10 protein-coding genes are annotated in these 15,720 nt (G+C 34.8%); 7 read left to right on the plus strand and 3 right to left on the minus strand.

Going from position 1 to position 15,720, the window contains the following annotated elements:
• Position 1: 1 nt before the first annotated feature.
• On the plus strand, positions 2-1,663 hold the full coding sequence (gene treC, locus BAU23_RS27795; RefSeq protein ID WP_071735644.1) for an alpha,alpha-phosphotrehalase: 1,662 nt from the start codon (positions 2-4) through the stop codon (positions 1,661-1,663).
• Between the two features lie 31 nt (positions 1,664-1,694).
• Here treC and gerKC read toward each other — a convergent pair whose 3' ends face one another.
• From gerKC to gerKA, 3 genes are read right to left on the minus strand one after another with little or no spacing between them, the layout of a single operon-like run.
• Positions 1,695-2,819: a spore germination protein GerKC gene (gerKC, locus tag BAU23_RS27800; protein WP_071735646.1), complete on the minus strand. Its 1,125-nt coding sequence runs from the start codon at positions 2,817-2,819 to the stop codon at positions 1,695-1,697.
• Positions 2,800-3,906 carry a GerAB/ArcD/ProY family transporter gene (locus BAU23_RS27805; protein ID WP_000185785.1) on the minus strand — a complete coding sequence of 369 codons (1,107 nt, stop codon included), beginning with the start codon at positions 3,904-3,906 and terminating at the stop codon, positions 2,800-2,802. Before BAU23_RS27805 ends, gerKC begins: the two co-directional genes overlap by 20 nt.
• Positions 3,887-5,389 (minus strand): spore germination protein GerKA, encoded by a 1,503-nt coding sequence (gene gerKA / locus BAU23_RS27810; RefSeq protein ID WP_016128673.1) that lies wholly within the window; start codon positions 5,387-5,389, stop codon positions 3,887-3,889. Before gerKA ends, BAU23_RS27805 begins: the two co-directional genes overlap by 20 nt.
• Before the next feature lie 395 nt (positions 5,390-5,784).
• Between gerKA and BAU23_RS27815 the strand changes: the two genes are divergently transcribed.
• The 6 genes from BAU23_RS27815 (at position 5,785) to BAU23_RS27840 (ending at position 15,611) form a co-directional block, all read left to right on the plus strand.
• Positions 5,785-7,617, plus strand: a complete 1,833-nt coding sequence (locus BAU23_RS27815) for a GAF domain-containing sensor histidine kinase (RefSeq protein ID WP_033670377.1) — start codon at positions 5,785-5,787, stop codon at positions 7,615-7,617.
• Between the two features lies 1 nt (position 7,618).
• Positions 7,619-8,260, plus strand: a complete 642-nt coding sequence (locus BAU23_RS27820; protein ID WP_000590684.1) for a response regulator — start codon at positions 7,619-7,621, stop codon at positions 8,258-8,260.
• A 370-nt stretch (positions 8,261-8,630) separates the two neighbouring features.
• Positions 8,631-12,872 (plus strand): S8 family serine peptidase, encoded by a 4,242-nt coding sequence (locus BAU23_RS27825; protein ID WP_071735648.1) that lies wholly within the window; start codon positions 8,631-8,633, stop codon positions 12,870-12,872.
• Positions 12,873-13,131: 259 nt separating this feature from the next.
• Positions 13,132-13,731, plus strand: a complete 600-nt coding sequence (locus BAU23_RS27830) for a TasA family protein (protein WP_000023369.1) — start codon at positions 13,132-13,134, stop codon at positions 13,729-13,731.
• Positions 13,732-13,929: 198 nt separating this feature from the next.
• A complete protein-coding gene (locus tag BAU23_RS27835) occupies positions 13,930-14,616 on the plus strand; it encodes a CPBP family intramembrane glutamic endopeptidase (protein WP_071735650.1) in 687 nt (228 codons plus the stop codon).
• A gap of 23 nt (positions 14,617-14,639) precedes the next feature.
• The gene (locus BAU23_RS27840; protein WP_000401626.1) at positions 14,640-15,611 is read left to right on the plus strand and encodes a phosphotransferase enzyme family protein; all 972 of its coding nucleotides are present in this window, start codon (positions 14,640-14,642) and stop codon (positions 15,609-15,611) included.
• Positions 15,612-15,720: the final 109 nt, after the last annotated feature.

The following is a 15,720-nucleotide window of genomic DNA, read 5'->3' on the forward strand; positions in this document are numbered from 1 at the left end:
CATGAAGGATTGGCATAAAAGTGTAGTCTATCAAATTTATCCGAAGAGCTTTAATAGTTATTACAATAAAGAAACCGGTGATATAAAAGGGGTTACAGAGAAACTAGATTATTTAAAAGAACTTGGAGTAGATTATATTTGGTTAACACCGATATATGAATCACCACAAAACGATAATGGATACGATGTAAGTGATTATTACAGCATTGATCCATCTTACGGAACGATGGAAGAGTTTGAAGAGCTTTTAGAAGAAGCGAAAGCACGTGATATTGAGATTATGCTCGATATTGTCGTAAACCATAGTTCGACGGAGCATAAGTGGTTTAAAGAAGCAAAAGAAGATAAAAATAGTCCGTATCGTAATTATTATATTTGGCGTGATGAAAAGAATAATTGGCAGTCTAAATTTGGTGGATCTGCTTGGAAATATGATGAGAAAACAGAGCAATATTTTTTACATCTATTTGATGAGACGCAAGCTGATTTAAATTGGGAAAATGAAAAACTTCGTGAAGAAGTATATGATATGATGCGCTTTTGGCTTGATAAAGGGGTAACAGGATTCCGATTAGATGTAATTAACTTAATTTCAAAAGACCAAAGTTTCTTGAATGATGACGGTAGTACTGCGACAAGTGATGGGCGTAAATATTATACGGATGGTCCACGCGTCCATGAATATTTACAAGAGATGAACCGAAATGTTTTTGAAGGGAAAGATGTAATTACAGTTGGAGAAATGTCATCTACGACAATTGATAATTGTATTAAATACTCAAACCCTGAGCGTAATGAACTAAGTATGACGTTTAGTTTCCATCATTTAAAAGTAGACTATCCAAATGGTGATAAGTGGACGAAAGCGACTTTTGATTTTATTAAATTAAAAGAGATTATGTCTAATTGGCAAATTGAAATGCAAAAGGGCGGAGGATGGAATGCATTATTCTGGTGTAATCATGACCAGCCTCGCATTGTGTCACGCTTTGGAGATGATGGGAAATACCGAAATGAATCTGCTAAAATGTTAGCGACAGCTATGCATATGTTGCAGGGCACACCTTACATTTATCAAGGGGAAGAAATCGGTATGATGAATCCTAAATTCGAGTCCATCGAGCAATATCGTGATGTGGAATCGTTAAATATATATGATATAAAGCTAGAAGAAGGATTATCAAAAGAAGAGATTATAGGGATTTTAAAACAAAAATCTCGTGATAATTCCCGTACTCCGATGCAGTGGAATGAAGAGGTGAACAGCGGTTTTACAACGAGTACACCTTGGATTTCCGTGGCTGATAGTTATACAGAGATTAATGTAGAAAAAGCGTTAGAAGAGAAAGAATCTGTATTTTATCATTATAAAAAACTAATTGAACTAAGAAAAACATATGATGTTATTACAGAAGGGGAATATGCTATTTTAGATGCAAATCATCCTAAGATTTGGGCATATACACGCACTGTAAATGATGAAGTATTACTTGTTATAAATAACTTCTATGGAGAAGAAATAACGTATTCTGTACCAGTTCATGTTCAATTGGATGGTATGAAACAAGAAGTAGTAGTATCAAATTATAAAGATTCAAGTACGGATATTAAGAAGCTTAATTTAAGACCATATGAATCAATTGTATATCGATATACGAAATAAAAGGTTGTATGCCGCCCGGCATACAACCTTTTTACTTTAGGACACCGCTATATAAAATATTTACTTCTACTTCTGGTTTGAACTTCACTTTTGCATAATCTTCATTCCAATTTTTTTTCTTCCATAAATCAGGATGATAAGCGATAAGGTGTCTCCCGATACCGAAAGCATCACAATTTGCTTTTTGTAACTTTTTCGTTATCTTTTGAGCTTCTTTTGTAAGCTGTTTAGACAGTTCTTTATTTAGTTTTTTTCTTTCATCCATCTTGTAAAGATTATCTCTTGGAGCTTCAAGGGCGATTACTTGCAGTTTCAGTTTTAGATGGGCGTAAACATTTCCTTTTTTGTCAGTTGTTATGTTTAATTCTCTTTTTAGTTTCCGATTGCTCACTTCCATTGTTAAATAATCAGATGTCTTCTCTGATTCATCGCTAGTAAGTTTTTGGGTTATACGGGCACTTGTTCCCATTTTTCCGGTTAATAACACGAATAAAACAGATTGTTTCAAAGGTAAATGCCCAGTTAATTTATCGTTGTTAAATAAAGCTAACCCGTTTGTAATTACTTCTTTTCCTTTTATTTTTATAGAAGGGAGGGTAAAGTCTTTACCGGGATCTAACATTTTTGTAGCAGCTGTTTCTAAAGTTTCTTTTGGAAATACACTCATATCTTCTAAGCTTTTCACTTTTTTCTTTAGAAAATCTCCAATTAGTAAATTTCCTACTTTCTTTTTTTCGAGTATCTCGGATGTTTCACCATCTACTGCAATAAGTTTTACTAAAGCAGTTGGGTTTGATGGATCCCGAAAGCTAACATCTAAATAGGGTAGTATACCTTTTTTTAGAATTTTGGTTCCTAGTAATTGAACACCATATTTGAAATAGCGAATATTTCCAGTCACATTTTTTTTTAGGGCATCGCTTGTATCCCTTATGTTATGCCCGGTTGCTGAATGTATTTCATTCTCGAATGAAGATTGCTCTCCGCTTGAACTTTTTACAAGCTCAACTGTTTGCTGGAGTTGATTCTCTTCCGTAATATCAGATCCAATACTATAAGCTAGCCTTGCTTCCCTTAATGGTTCTTGATCCCAACAGCCAGAAAAGAGGGAACTAGTACATAATATAAAAAGGAATTTAACTCTTTTTTTGAACATACTGTTCTCCTTTCTTCTTTCTTATTACTGAATAAAGTAGAAATAAAAGAGGGAGGACAACGATGAAAATATAGGTGAACTTATCAGTGAAAGTTGCAATTACTTTTAATTCTTCAGGTGTATCTATAAATAAGGCTACACTAAAAGCAATAATACCAACGATTGGAACGGCCTTTTTATGATTAGCAAGATTGAATATATGTCCAATTCCTATTGAGGCAGCACAGTAATAACTAGCAATAGAAGCCACAACTGTTATCATCCATATTGGTATGAATAGTAAATCAGTTCGATCTATAATCCCAATATGCAAGGAGCGTAATAAGTAAGCAACTGGCTCTGGAATAAGTTCAACTTGTTTTGGACTAAATACGATAAAGCAAATCCAAACAGTAAAAGTATAAAAAAGCGTTACAAATCCATTAGCGATAGAAATGGCCTTCAGTTTTGCCACAGAACTGCCATTTACTTTTGGAAAAGCGATAAGAATAATTTCAAAACCATACATGGCTGTAATTGTTTCCCTTGATGCTTGAATTATATTCCACCATCCGGCTTCTGTAATAGGAAAAATATAAGAGAAATCAGCTCGGGAAAGCCCCAGGGCAATTAAAAGGGCCATTGGAATAATGAGAATAGAGGCCATGACATAAAATCGTACAATCACCTTAAATGTATTATAGGCTACGTAGCAACAAGCTATTGTAAATAGTATGAGAATTGCAGACCAGGGGGTGGCTTGTAAGACCCATACTTTAATGACATTACAAGCATTTAACATAACCGTCATACCGATAAGGGTAAAATAAAAAACATAAGCAAAACCTAACAGTTTTCCAAACTTATTACCAAATAGCATACAAACACTTTCATACATATCAGCATCAGGAAATCGTTTTAAGAAAAGCCACATAAGTAAAATAATAAGTTGAATCGCAAGCCCAGCGATGAGAGCAGAAATCCACCCACCACCTTTCGCAATGGGGTGAAGACGGTTTGGTAGAGAAAGGATACCAACTCCGATTTGGCATTGAATAACGAAAAAGGTAAATTGAACAAGCGAAATTTTACTTTGCGTGTTTGTCACCGTCCTCATCCTCTCTCGTTACATGTTGTCGTTGCATTTTTTTCGGCTTTGGATCATGTGGTCGTTCCCAAAATGACCACATTGGAAATCTGACAAAAGAATCTTTCATATCTTTTATCCGCATTGGAGCAATAGGAGAAAGATATGGTGTATGAAAAGAATGAAGCTGACATAAGTGAACGAAAGTTATAATTAAACCAAATGAAATTCCTACATATCCAAATATGGCAGCAAGGATCATTAACGGAAAACGAAGAATCCGAACTGCTGAACTCATATCGTTTGATGGAACGAGAAAAGATGAGATTGCAGTTAAAGCTACAACGATAATCATTGTGTAAGAAACGAGTCCGGCTTTTACAATTGCATCACCAATTACTAAACCACCTACAATACCGATTGTTTGTCCAACGCGGCTCGGTAGACGAATTCCAGCTTCTCGTAACAATTCGAAAATCAATTCCATTAAGAGTGCCTCAAAAATCGGAGGGAGTGGTACCTTTTCTAATGAAGCTTTAATTGTATAAACGAGTTCGAGTGGCAATACATCAGGATGAAAGGCCACGGTCGCGATATATATAGCTGGTAAGAGAAAAGCGATTAAGAAACTTACTAAGCGGATCATTCGTACGAAGGAACCGACAATCCAGCGGTTATTATAATCATCTGGTGATTGATAAAAAGCAAATAATGTAACGGGAACGATAAGTGCTGTTGGATCTCCATCTGATAAAATAGCAACTCGCCCCTCCATTAAATTAGCAGCAGTTCTATCTGGGCGCTCTGTATTTAATTGTTGTGGGAATGGTGAGAAAGACGTATCTTCTATGAATTCTTGTATGTAACCTGGTGGCATTAGTGCATCGGTCTTAATCGTTTCTAATCTTCTTTTTACTTCTGTGACGAGATCATCATTCGCTATATTTTGCATATAAGCAATTGCCACTTTTGTGTGCATTTCTTCACCAAGTGTGAAATATTTAACGACGACATTTGGACTTTTTATGAGTTTACGAATAGAAGCTAAATTGGTTGCTAAATCTTCTACAAAACCAGAATGTGGTCCGCGTACAACACCTTCATTGTCAGGCTCTTTTATATCCCTTTTTAAAGATAAAGCTGTTTCGAAAATACAAAAACTTTCAACATGTTCATGAAAATATAACGATTTACCCTGTAATAAAAGTTGAATTCCATAATTTAAATTCGTTTCTTTTTTCATATTCAAAGTAGAAAAGGCTTTATCTAAAGACAATTCTGATCGAGTTAATAAAGGCTCAAGAGCTAATTGATGAATTAAATTTGGGTCTGCTAAAGATTCGATATATATAATGATTCCTTTTCCATTTTGAAAAGGGACATCTAATTTTTTTATATCATCTGAATGACAGAGCTTATTTTCAATGTAATTAATATTTTCCGGAAGTGATGGAAACATATGCTTCGTTTTATTTTTTTGTTGGTTATTACTTTGCTCTGTCATCATGTCCACCTCTTTTAGAATAAAATTCCTTCTGTTAATTTTTGTTGTTTGTGAGAAATTTATGCTTGGATTATTTGAAAAAATTAGCTTGAAAGTTACGTTACGTCATCTTTTATACTGAAGAAAATAGGATATAGGGGATGGAAAGAAAGCGTATATTAGATTAGCGATATTAATATATATCTTTTGTACTATAGAGGATAAGCCTAGCAGTATGCATAATTACATCGTTTGATGAATAGGAAATTTATGAGAATCGATTTATACTAGTATTGTGTCTTGCCTTTTTAGGTGTAGTACACAGCCGGTGATTGGCTAGTGGAGGTTTTTCCATTTTGCCAGTGCCGGTTTTTTGTTGGATAATAGAGAAAATATATAAGAAGGAAGGGATCGTTTTGAAAGATGTAGATTCTATTTCTATGAGAGAAAAAGTTGCTAGCTTTTATCTTTATTTCATTTCTTTTTTGGGTTTAATTACTATAACTATCTCTTTACTTGAAATTAAAATCCCTTCTCATCTAACAATACTAGTATTGTTAGTACTGTTTATGGGGATCACAGAGTATTTTCCTGTACGATTTTGGAGGGGAGTAAGTTCACTTAGCTTTCCGATTATTTATTCTATGCTTTTGTTGTTTGGGACACATATAACCGCGCTCGCTCTTGTATTTGTTACTTTAATTATTCATTTGCTTCGGCGTTCTCCAATGGAAAGGATGCTTTTTAATAGTACACAGCATGCTCTTAGCCTTGTGTTAGCAGAATGGTTTTCTAGCAAATGTATGGTGTGGTTTTCCAGTGTAATAAATATGGAAGTTTTATATGAGAACTTATTATTTTTACTATTGTTTAGTATATTTTTCTGTTTTTTCAACAATCTCTTTTATGATTTACTAATGGTACTTCTTCCTCAGACATATTCGATACATCGATGGAATCAAAAAAATATATCAGTCTTTTTTTGTGAAAGTTTTTGTCTATTCTATGCCGTTCTTATACACATATTAGATAGCCAATATTCTTTAGAGCTAAAAGGAATTATTGTTTTGTTCTTTTTCTTCCCACTTGTGGCAATCTCTATCATTAGTTCATTTTCTGCACGAATACGGATGGAAAAAGAAAGATTGTACGAATTTTTTCTTATTACGACAGAAATAAGCCGTGGATTATCTGGAGGAAATCTTCAGCACATAAAAAAATCACTTAAAGGATTTCTAGGGATACAGGCATATGTATTATGGACAAAAGACGAGGGAGAATGGAATATACAGTTGAGGGATGGGAAATTGAAAAATGATATAACTGATTATTCCGACGAAAAAGGGGAGTTCTGCAAAATAACTGAAAATACTGTTTTTAATAATTGGAAGGTTGGTACAGCACCAGGAGATGGGGTGTTTGAGGATGTTATACGTTCTTTAGTTTATTTCCCTCTTATTGTAAATAATGAGTTGATCGGGATGTTTGTTGCAGGTAAAAGTAGAGGTGCTGGTTTTTTCCCGGAAGATGTGCAGTTGTTAGCGACATTTTCCAACCAATTAGCTAACATAGTTAAAACAAGAATACTTATTTCTGAACAAGAAAAAAGGATGATTTTAGAAGAAAGAAATCGAATTGCACGCGAGATTCATGATGGTATTGCACAAGCTTTGGCTGGGGTGATATTTCAACTAGAGTCCGCTCAGAAAAAATACCATGATAAACCTATTGATATGCAGCAAGTAGTCGAGAAAAGTATAAAGGATTTAAGGGAAAGCTTAGGAGAAGTTCGCTATTCTATTTACGCTTTAAAGCCGTATCCCACACAACAATTAGGGCTTAAACAGGCGATAGCAAGTAAAATAAAATCTTTAAAACAAGAATATGAACTAGACATTACATATCATGAAAGAGGTCATTCACGTGCGCTCAGCTTTTCAAAAGAAAGAGTTATTTTTGATACATTACAAGAGAGTTTACAAAACATTGTTAAACATGCACAAGCAGAAGAAATTGATGTTTTGCTAAGTTATCAAAGTGAGCACGTGCTTTTAAAGGTTAAGGATAATGGAGTTGGCTTTTCACTATTTGAGTCTATGGTTAAAACGAAGCATGAGCCACATTATGGTATATTACATATGAATGAACAAGCTGAACAACTAGGGGCTACTTTACAGATTGATAGTTCTTTAGGTAAAGGGACAGAAATTACACTGTTAATTCCAGATTCACAAACAAGGGGTGCGTAAAATGATTAAAATATTAGTAGTGGATGATCATGCTTTTTTACGAGACGCAATTCGGAGCATACTAGAGGTTGAATCTGATATGAAAGTGGTTGGAGAGGCGAGCTCTGGGGACGAGGTATTGGGAAAAGTAGAGGAATGTAGACCAGACTGTATTTTGATGGATATTAATCTTCCAGGGAAAAATGGAATTGAAGCTACGGGATTAGTGAAAAAAAAATATCCTAATTGCCGAGTACTTGTTTTTACAATGTATGAGCATGATGAGTACTTAATGGATGCGCTTCAGTCTGGTGCTGATGGTTATTTATTGAAGGATTCATCATCGGAGCAGGTAGTGGCAGCAATTCGAATGTTATATCAAGGCGATTCAGTTATTCATCCGCGTATGACGAAAAAATTAATTACATATCATCAGCAAAAAATGAAATTAGAATCAAATGAAAATGAACTGACGGAACGTGAAAAGGAAATTCTCTTTGAATTAGTAAAAGGGCTTAGTAATAAAGAAATTGCTGAAGCTCTATATATTAGTGATAAAACAGTTAAAATTCACATCAATAAAATTTTTAAAAAACTAAATGTAAAAAGTCGATCGCAAGCGGTGATTTATGCTGTTCGAAATCAATTGGTTCCGTTGGATTAAATAAGAGATGCTTAAAAGAACTATCGTGTTTCTTTATTCTATATTACAAAGAATAAAGGGCAAGGTAGTTCTTTTGTACTATTTGGGCATAGAATCATTAGAAAAAAATTACTCCTTTTGTTTAATATTCAGAAAAATCAAAATGTGAAATAATAAAAATAGAATTATTGCTTAACGCTACTAATAATTCATGTTGTAAATCGTTGTAGTTGGAAACAATTTATGGGGGCTTTTATAGAAAGAAGATTAGTAGTGTTGGAGATTCTCGATTATTTTAAATAGATTCAAGGTTGATAGAATTGCCAATGCTAAATAGGAGATCAGAGGATTTATTTTAGAAAAAATAATTTTAATAATAAGGAGATGCGCTATGAAGAAGGGGAAATTCGGAAAAATACTTATCGGAACGCTAACTGTTGGTATGTTAATGTCTCAAGGAATTCCATATAACGTATTGGCCGAAGAGGTAAATACAACTACTTTAACTGGGATTGATGATGCAAATGCTATATTGAAAGGTCTTACAAAGGAACAACGTAATGCCTTAAAAACGTTAGATACAAAACCAGGTTTTGTTATTTCACCAGGCATCAATACAGCAAGTCCTGATAATGTGAATGTGATTGTAGAGTTTAAGCAAGCACCTAGCAAAATCGAGATGTTAAAACAAGCAGCTAAGGGGAAAAAAATAGCCCTTTCAACTGCGGAACAAAAGGTAGAAGCATCTCATAAAGAATTTAAATCAGAGTTTGAGCAGCTTCAAAAGAATAAAGATAAAGGGACGAATTTTAAATCTGCCAAAATAACAAGAGAATATAAGAATGCTTTTAATGGTGTAGCGATTTCGTTACCTGCGAATATGATTGAAGACTTAGTTCGCACTGGTATTGTTAAGCGCGTATGGGAAGATAGTGAGGTCAAAATTGATTTGCCGAAAGAAACAGCTAAGACTGCTGCCGAACCCAAAATGGCAGATAGTGTACCGCAAATTGGTGTGGACAAGCTGCATGATGAAAAAATAACAGGTAAAGGAATTAAGGTAGGTGTACTGGACACAGGTATTGATTACAACCACCCGGATTTGAAAGATGCATATAAAGGATATCGTGCAAAGCAAGGTGAGGATCCAAGCAAAATAGATCCGAACTCAATAAAAGGATGGGACTTTGTTAATAATGATGCTGATCCAATGGAGACAACGTATAAGGATTGGCAAAATTCTGGAGGATATCCTGAGATTTATAATGGAAGTGCATATTATACATCCCATGGTACTCATGTAGCTGGGACAATTGCTGCAGACAAACAGAATAGTGTGGATTATGCAGTTAAGGGAGTCGCTCCAGATGTAGATTTATATTCATATCGTGTATTAGGTCCATATGGAAGTGGACAAACAAGCGGTATTCTTGCTGCGATTGATAAAGCAGTGAAAGACGATATGGATGTTATCAATTTATCATTAGGTGCGTCTATTAATGATCCTTTATATCCAACTTCTGTGGCAGTGAACAATGCCATGTTAGCTGGTGTTGTTACAGTAGTAGCGGCAGGGAACACAGGTCCAGAAGAAGGGACTCTTGGATCACCTAGTGCAGCAGCGCTTCCAATTACAGTTGGAGCAAGCGATGCTGCGATGAACATTCCAACGTTTTCAGCTAGTGCAGGTGATTTACAAGTGGATAAGATGATGCTACTAGGTAAAAGTTTTACTGATAAAATTGAAGACTTAAAAGGACAATCCATACCCATTGTATATGCAGGACTTGGGAAATCAGGTGATTTTACAGGGAAAGATGTTAAAGGGAAGTTAGCTCTTATCCAACGCGGTGAGATTACATTTGATGAAAAAATTAAAAATGCTAAGGAAGCAGGCGCAAAGGCGGTAATTGTATACAACAATGTAGATGGTGAAATTACAAGTTATCTTGGGGAAAGTACTTCATCTATTCCATCGTTCCGTTTAACAAAAGTAGATGGTGAGAAATTGCAAGCAAAAGCTGTACAAGGAGATGTGTCTTTAGCGTTTGGAGAACTTAGTAACACAAAAACAGAGGGAGATCACTTAGCTGATTTCAGCTCCCGTGGTCCTGCAACTAAAACAGATGATATTAAGCCAGATATTGTAGCACCAGGTGTGTCTATTTTCTCAACTGTTCCTGAATATATTAATGATCCAAAGGATGGAGAAAATTATCCGGTAGCGTATGGACGTATGTCAGGTACATCTATGGCAACTCCTCATACTACGGGGGTAGCGGCACTCATTTTACAAGAACATCCAAACTATAGTCCATTTGAAGTAAAAGAAGCACTTATGAATACCGCAGTTGACTTAAAAGAAGAGCGTTCTGTATTTGAAGTAGGATCAGGCCGAATTGATGCGTATCGTGCGGTTCATGCAGATACAGCTATCGAGGTTATCGATAAAACATTAAACGTTGTAGATGATGAAGAAGTAGAAATTGAAGAAAAAACAGGTTCTATTGCATTTGGGTATAAAAATCAACTTGAAAATGGGCCTATTAAAGATAGTCGAAAAGTCTTAATTAAGAATAGCAGTAAAACAGATGGGAAAGAGTTTAAATTAGAGGTAGAGTTTTCACCTACAAGTGTAGGTGTGCAAGATGCAGTGAAGAATGGTGTGAAGCTAAACGTGCAAGATTCTATTAAAGTGGCTCCTGGTACATCAGAGGAAATTAGCCCTGAAATTATCATTCCAGAAAACGCTGAATTCGGTAGATATGAGGGATATATTCATATTTCAAATAAAAACAATGAAAAAGAAGTATATCAAGTGCCATTTGCAGTTAAATTCACAGAAAAAGGAATTGCTTCTGTAGATTTACTGAGAGACGCAATGGCAACAGATGCATCTAAATTCCATCCATTTATGGAAAGACCAAGTTCGCCGTTGGCATTTAAATTAAATAGTCCTCTTGAAACCATTGATGCAGTTGTGAAGGATCGAAAGACAGGGAAGGCATTAGGAGTTGTTGGTACACTTAATGCAAGTAGTCTAACACCGAATGTTGAATATATGATGTTTTCTGGTATGGGAGGGTATGTACTTCCATTCACGGGAGATCCAGCTCATCCAATTGGGGATAAACCTGTTATGTTGCCTGATGGAGATTACGAATTGAACTTCGTTGGATATGACAAAGAAGGAAAATCTTATACAAAAGGCGATAGCATTATCATTGATAATGTAATACCTGAAATGAAATTTAAGGATGTACAACCTGGTATACACGAAGTTAATGATTCCATGTTTAAAGAAGAAGACGGTCAGCGAGCATTATGGGTACATGGTAATATTTATGATTCTACAGTGGATACATTAAAAGCAAAAGGCTTGCAGTATGATCAAAAAGCTAATCAAATTGTATATTATCAAAACTCAGCCTTTCCATCAGGTTGGCTGAATACAATTCAGGCCAATGGTGATTTTAAATTTGGAGTACTTCCAGAAGAAATAAATGAGCCGTTAAATTTAAAATTATTTGGATATGACCTCGCAACTGCAGGGAATATGGCAACTGGATATAAAGATTACGTCTTTGTAAAAGAAGGGACAGAATACGCTGTTCCAAGTTATGACAAAGATAAAATAAAATTAGGTGAAAAAATTACTTTAACTTTGAATCTCAATAACGTGAAACAACTTATGTCAGGTACATTTGAGATTCCCTATTACAAGCAGCTATTTAAATTTATAGATGTGAAACCAAATCCAGCACTTACGGAATATGTAAAACAACATGGACTGAACCTTAAATTAGAAGATCCGAAGATAAGTGAAGAAGGAACTTGGGAAAACAAGGTGAAAGTTGGCGCATCATTGGAAGGAAAAGAATTTAAAGGTTTAGATGGAGATACACCATTTTTAGATGTTACATTTGAAATGACGAGCGATGAGTATTTTAATGATTTAACTGCATTTGGAGCAGATAAGTTTTCTTATACAAAAGCTGGTGCATCAGAAGGCATTGAGATTCCTGTGTTTAAAGATAAATCTTTTGCTATTGTTTCGAAACATTCAACGGTTACAGGATATATTGGTCCGGAAGCTTTCTTGAATGAAGAGGGGTATTTAGGTAAGAATGATTACACAAAACTAGGAGCAAAAGTGTACGCAGTTGGCAAGGATGGAAAGAAATATACAGGAACGATTAATGATAATGGGCAATTTGAAATTCATAGTGTTCCTGTAAGCGATAAAGAATATGATATTTTCGTAGAAATGCCGGGTCATTTAAATAGTAAATTAACTACAAAAATAGGGAAAATGCAAGATGGAGAATTAGTGGGACAAAACTTTAGAGCCGATATGGATGACAACCTTGCAGGTGATGTAAACGGCGATAAAATGGTAGATATTCAAGATGCTAGAATAGCAGCTCTGTCATATGAAAAAGGAAAAGTGGCTGTTAAAGATGGTGACGTGAATCAAGACGGTGTTGTGAACGAAACTGATATTCGTTTTATTGAGAAGAACTTCTTGAAAAAGGGTTCAGATGCTAAAGAGAATCAAAAACCAAAAGAAAATGTGGGTCCAGTGACGTTAGATAAAATCTTGCGTTCCATTGGATTAGAACCAAAAAAATAAGTGGGCACAATTCTAGAGTAAATTAAGCGATAAAACAATGCTTATAGAATTAAATAGGATTTACTAACAATGGACCGGTAATGATTCACTGTAACATTACCGGTTACTCTTAAAGTGATAGTTATTTGGATACATGAAGTAAATAGTTTAACGTTGATTAGGTTTCGTTATGAGGTAAATTATTCACTCAATTATTATTGTTTGTGGAATGGGAATAAGCTTTGTAGTTTGAGCTCTAAAAATAGGGGGGACTTGTGAAATGAGTATTAAGAAAAAACTTGGTATGGGTGTTGTAACTGCAGCGCTTGGCTTATCTTTAATTAGCGGGGGAACATATGCGTATTTTAGTGATAAGGAAGTATCACAAAACACGTTTGCAGCGGGTACTTTAGATTTGAGTGTTAATCCTGAAGTTGTTATTAATGTCGACAATATTAAACCAGGTGATGAAATGGAGCGCGGTTTTCAATTAGTTAACAAAGGAACCTTAGCAATAGGAGATGTGAAACTTCTTACAGATTACAGTGTAATCGACGCTAAAGGAGATAATGGAAATGCTGATTTTGGTGATCATATCCGTGTTGATTTCTTGTGGAATTTGGATAAAAATGAGGTTCCAATATGGTCTACTACATTGTCAGAATTAAAGGTAGCTACGCAAAATGGAAGTATTCCTGATCTTGTGCAAAAAGGTGTTGTAGACCGAGAAGGAAATGGACTTGCTCCTGGTGATGATGATACTTTCTACGTAATGTTCACATTTGTAGATAACGATGAAGAGCAAAATGTATTTCAAGGAGATTCATTGAAGTTAAATTGGACCTTCAACTCAATGCAGACAAAAGGTGAAGAGAAATAAAGATAAATGTTATAAATGAGAATGAATTGATGAAGAATTGAGGAATAGAATTTTTAATAGTGTAAAGGTTGATTGAGTGAATCAACCTTTTTTTATTTTGTGAGAAAATTACGCTTGAATTATTTGAAAAAAGTAGCTTGAAAGTTACGTTACGTCATCTTTTATACTAAAAAAAATAGGATATAGGGGATGGTATAGATGACTTTAAAATGTATGTGGGGATGGAAAGAAATTTTATATTTATTTGTTTTCGTATTTCTGATTGTACCAGTAATGGTTGAATCTCTTTTTTATGATTATGCTTTAAAAATAATAGGGAACTCATTATATGCTGGAGTATTAATGGGACTTATAATGGCAGTGATATTTACATTTTTAGTTTATCTTTTTTGCATAAAAAGATATAACCTGTCGTGGAAAGATATTGGAATTCGGAAGCTTTCATGGAAGGATTTCTTATGGACAGTTGTAGTGGTTATTTTCTTAATTATAGTTAGTGCTGCTGTATTAATGATAATGGAGAAAATGGGTATTTCCTTTGAAAATAGTAAAACAGAGACGGTCCAAAATAATAAATCAATCTACGCATTTTGTATCGCGGTAATTGGAGCGGCGGTTATATCTCCAATCTACGAAGAGATTTTATATCGAGGTGTTTTTTATACGTTTTTTCGTGATAGATATGGCATATGGGGCGGCGTACTTATAAGTTCCATAATATTTACCGTTGTTCATATTCCAACATATAACACATTACCGGTGAATTTTTTAAGCGGAGTAGCATTTGCGTGGTTATATGAGAAAACAAATTCTATTTTATCGGCTATGATTGCCCATGCACTATTTAACTTCATAGCAGTACTTCTCACATTTATGTCGAATTAAGAAGAGATATAGGAGGGATACATATGGAAATAGCTGTAGAACGAGTTTTTACAAAAGAGATTTTAGCAAGAGCAGCAAAGGCATATCATGTAACGGTGGAAGAAAAGCCACTTGGTGATTTTGAAAATTATATTTTTAAGGCGAAGGGTAAAAATAATGAGGATTACGTATTACGCTTAACCCATTCTTCTCATCGTTCTAAAAAAGAGGTAGAGGCCGAACTAGATTTTTTACGGTATGTTGCGGAGCATGGGGCAAAAGTGGCGGGACCTCGTAATTCAATATCTCAAAACCTTGTAGAAGAAATTGGAGCGGAAGATGGCACTTGCTTTTTTGCGTCTTTATTTACATATGCACAAGGTGAGCAAGTAAAAGGAGAAGAATCGCCTTATTGGGGAGATGCTTACTTTGAAGCGTGGGGAAAATCAATTGGACAGCTGCACCGCCTTACAATGGATTATCCTAAAACAGACTACCGTGATACGTGGGAAGAGGATGAAAGTAGCATTGTTAATGGATTAGAAGATGAGAAGGTGAAAGCGATTGCCACTGCATTAATGGAGGAAATAAAGGCTCTTCCGGTTAAAAGAGAAACATTCGGTCTTATGCATGGTGATATTCATCCAGGTAACTTTCATTATGATGGCAAAGAGCTAACAATCTTTGATTTTGATGATGCAGCTTATAATTACTTTATACATGATTTAGCAATGGTTCTCTATTACTCTGTTCTATTTACACCGTGGACTGCGGAAGAGAAGACAAAATTTGCTTGTAAACAGTTACAAGTGTTACGAAAAGGTTATGAATATGAGCATAGACTGGCGGATAGTTGGTATGAATCGTTACCGTTATTTTTACGTCTACGTGATATTGGTTTATACGGTACGCTTCAAAAGAAGTTTAAAGGGAAAGATATGCCAGATCATTTCCGAGAATTAGCGGAACAACTCTATGAAAGAATTATAAAGAAGGAAGCAATTGTGAATATATAATACATTCATATCGAAACAAAGTATACAAAATAAATGTATACTTTGTTTTTTTATACAAAAATATGTTTGTTTTATTAAAATAATATTGTTATAGATTCGGTATGCACTT

This window comes from Bacillus nitratireducens (genome assembly GCF_001884135.1).
Lineage (GTDB): Bacteria > Bacillota > Bacilli > Bacillales > Bacillaceae_G > Bacillus_A > Bacillus_A nitratireducens.

Excerpts from the sequence above, each read along its gene's own strand:
- treC (WP_071735644.1), top strand. The coding sequence starts at position 2 with ATGAAGGATTGGCATAAAAGTGTAGTCTATCAAATTTATCCGAAGAGC.
- gerKC (WP_071735646.1), bottom strand. The coding sequence starts at position 2,819 with ATGTTCAAAAAAAGAGTTAAATTCCTTTTTATATTATGTACTAGTTCC.
- gerKA (WP_016128673.1), bottom strand. The coding sequence starts at position 5,389 with ATGACAGAGCAAAGTAATAACCAACAAAAAAATAAAACGAAGCATATG.
- BAU23_RS27820 (WP_000590684.1), top strand. The coding sequence starts at position 7,619 with ATGATTAAAATATTAGTAGTGGATGATCATGCTTTTTTACGAGACGCA.
- BAU23_RS27825 (WP_071735648.1), top strand. The coding sequence starts at position 8,631 with ATGAAGAAGGGGAAATTCGGAAAAATACTTATCGGAACGCTAACTGTT.
- BAU23_RS27830 (WP_000023369.1), top strand. The coding sequence starts at position 13,132 with ATGAGTATTAAGAAAAAACTTGGTATGGGTGTTGTAACTGCAGCGCTT.
- BAU23_RS27835 (WP_071735650.1), top strand. The coding sequence starts at position 13,930 with ATGACTTTAAAATGTATGTGGGGATGGAAAGAAATTTTATATTTATTT.
- BAU23_RS27840 (WP_000401626.1), top strand. The coding sequence starts at position 14,640 with ATGGAAATAGCTGTAGAACGAGTTTTTACAAAAGAGATTTTAGCAAGA.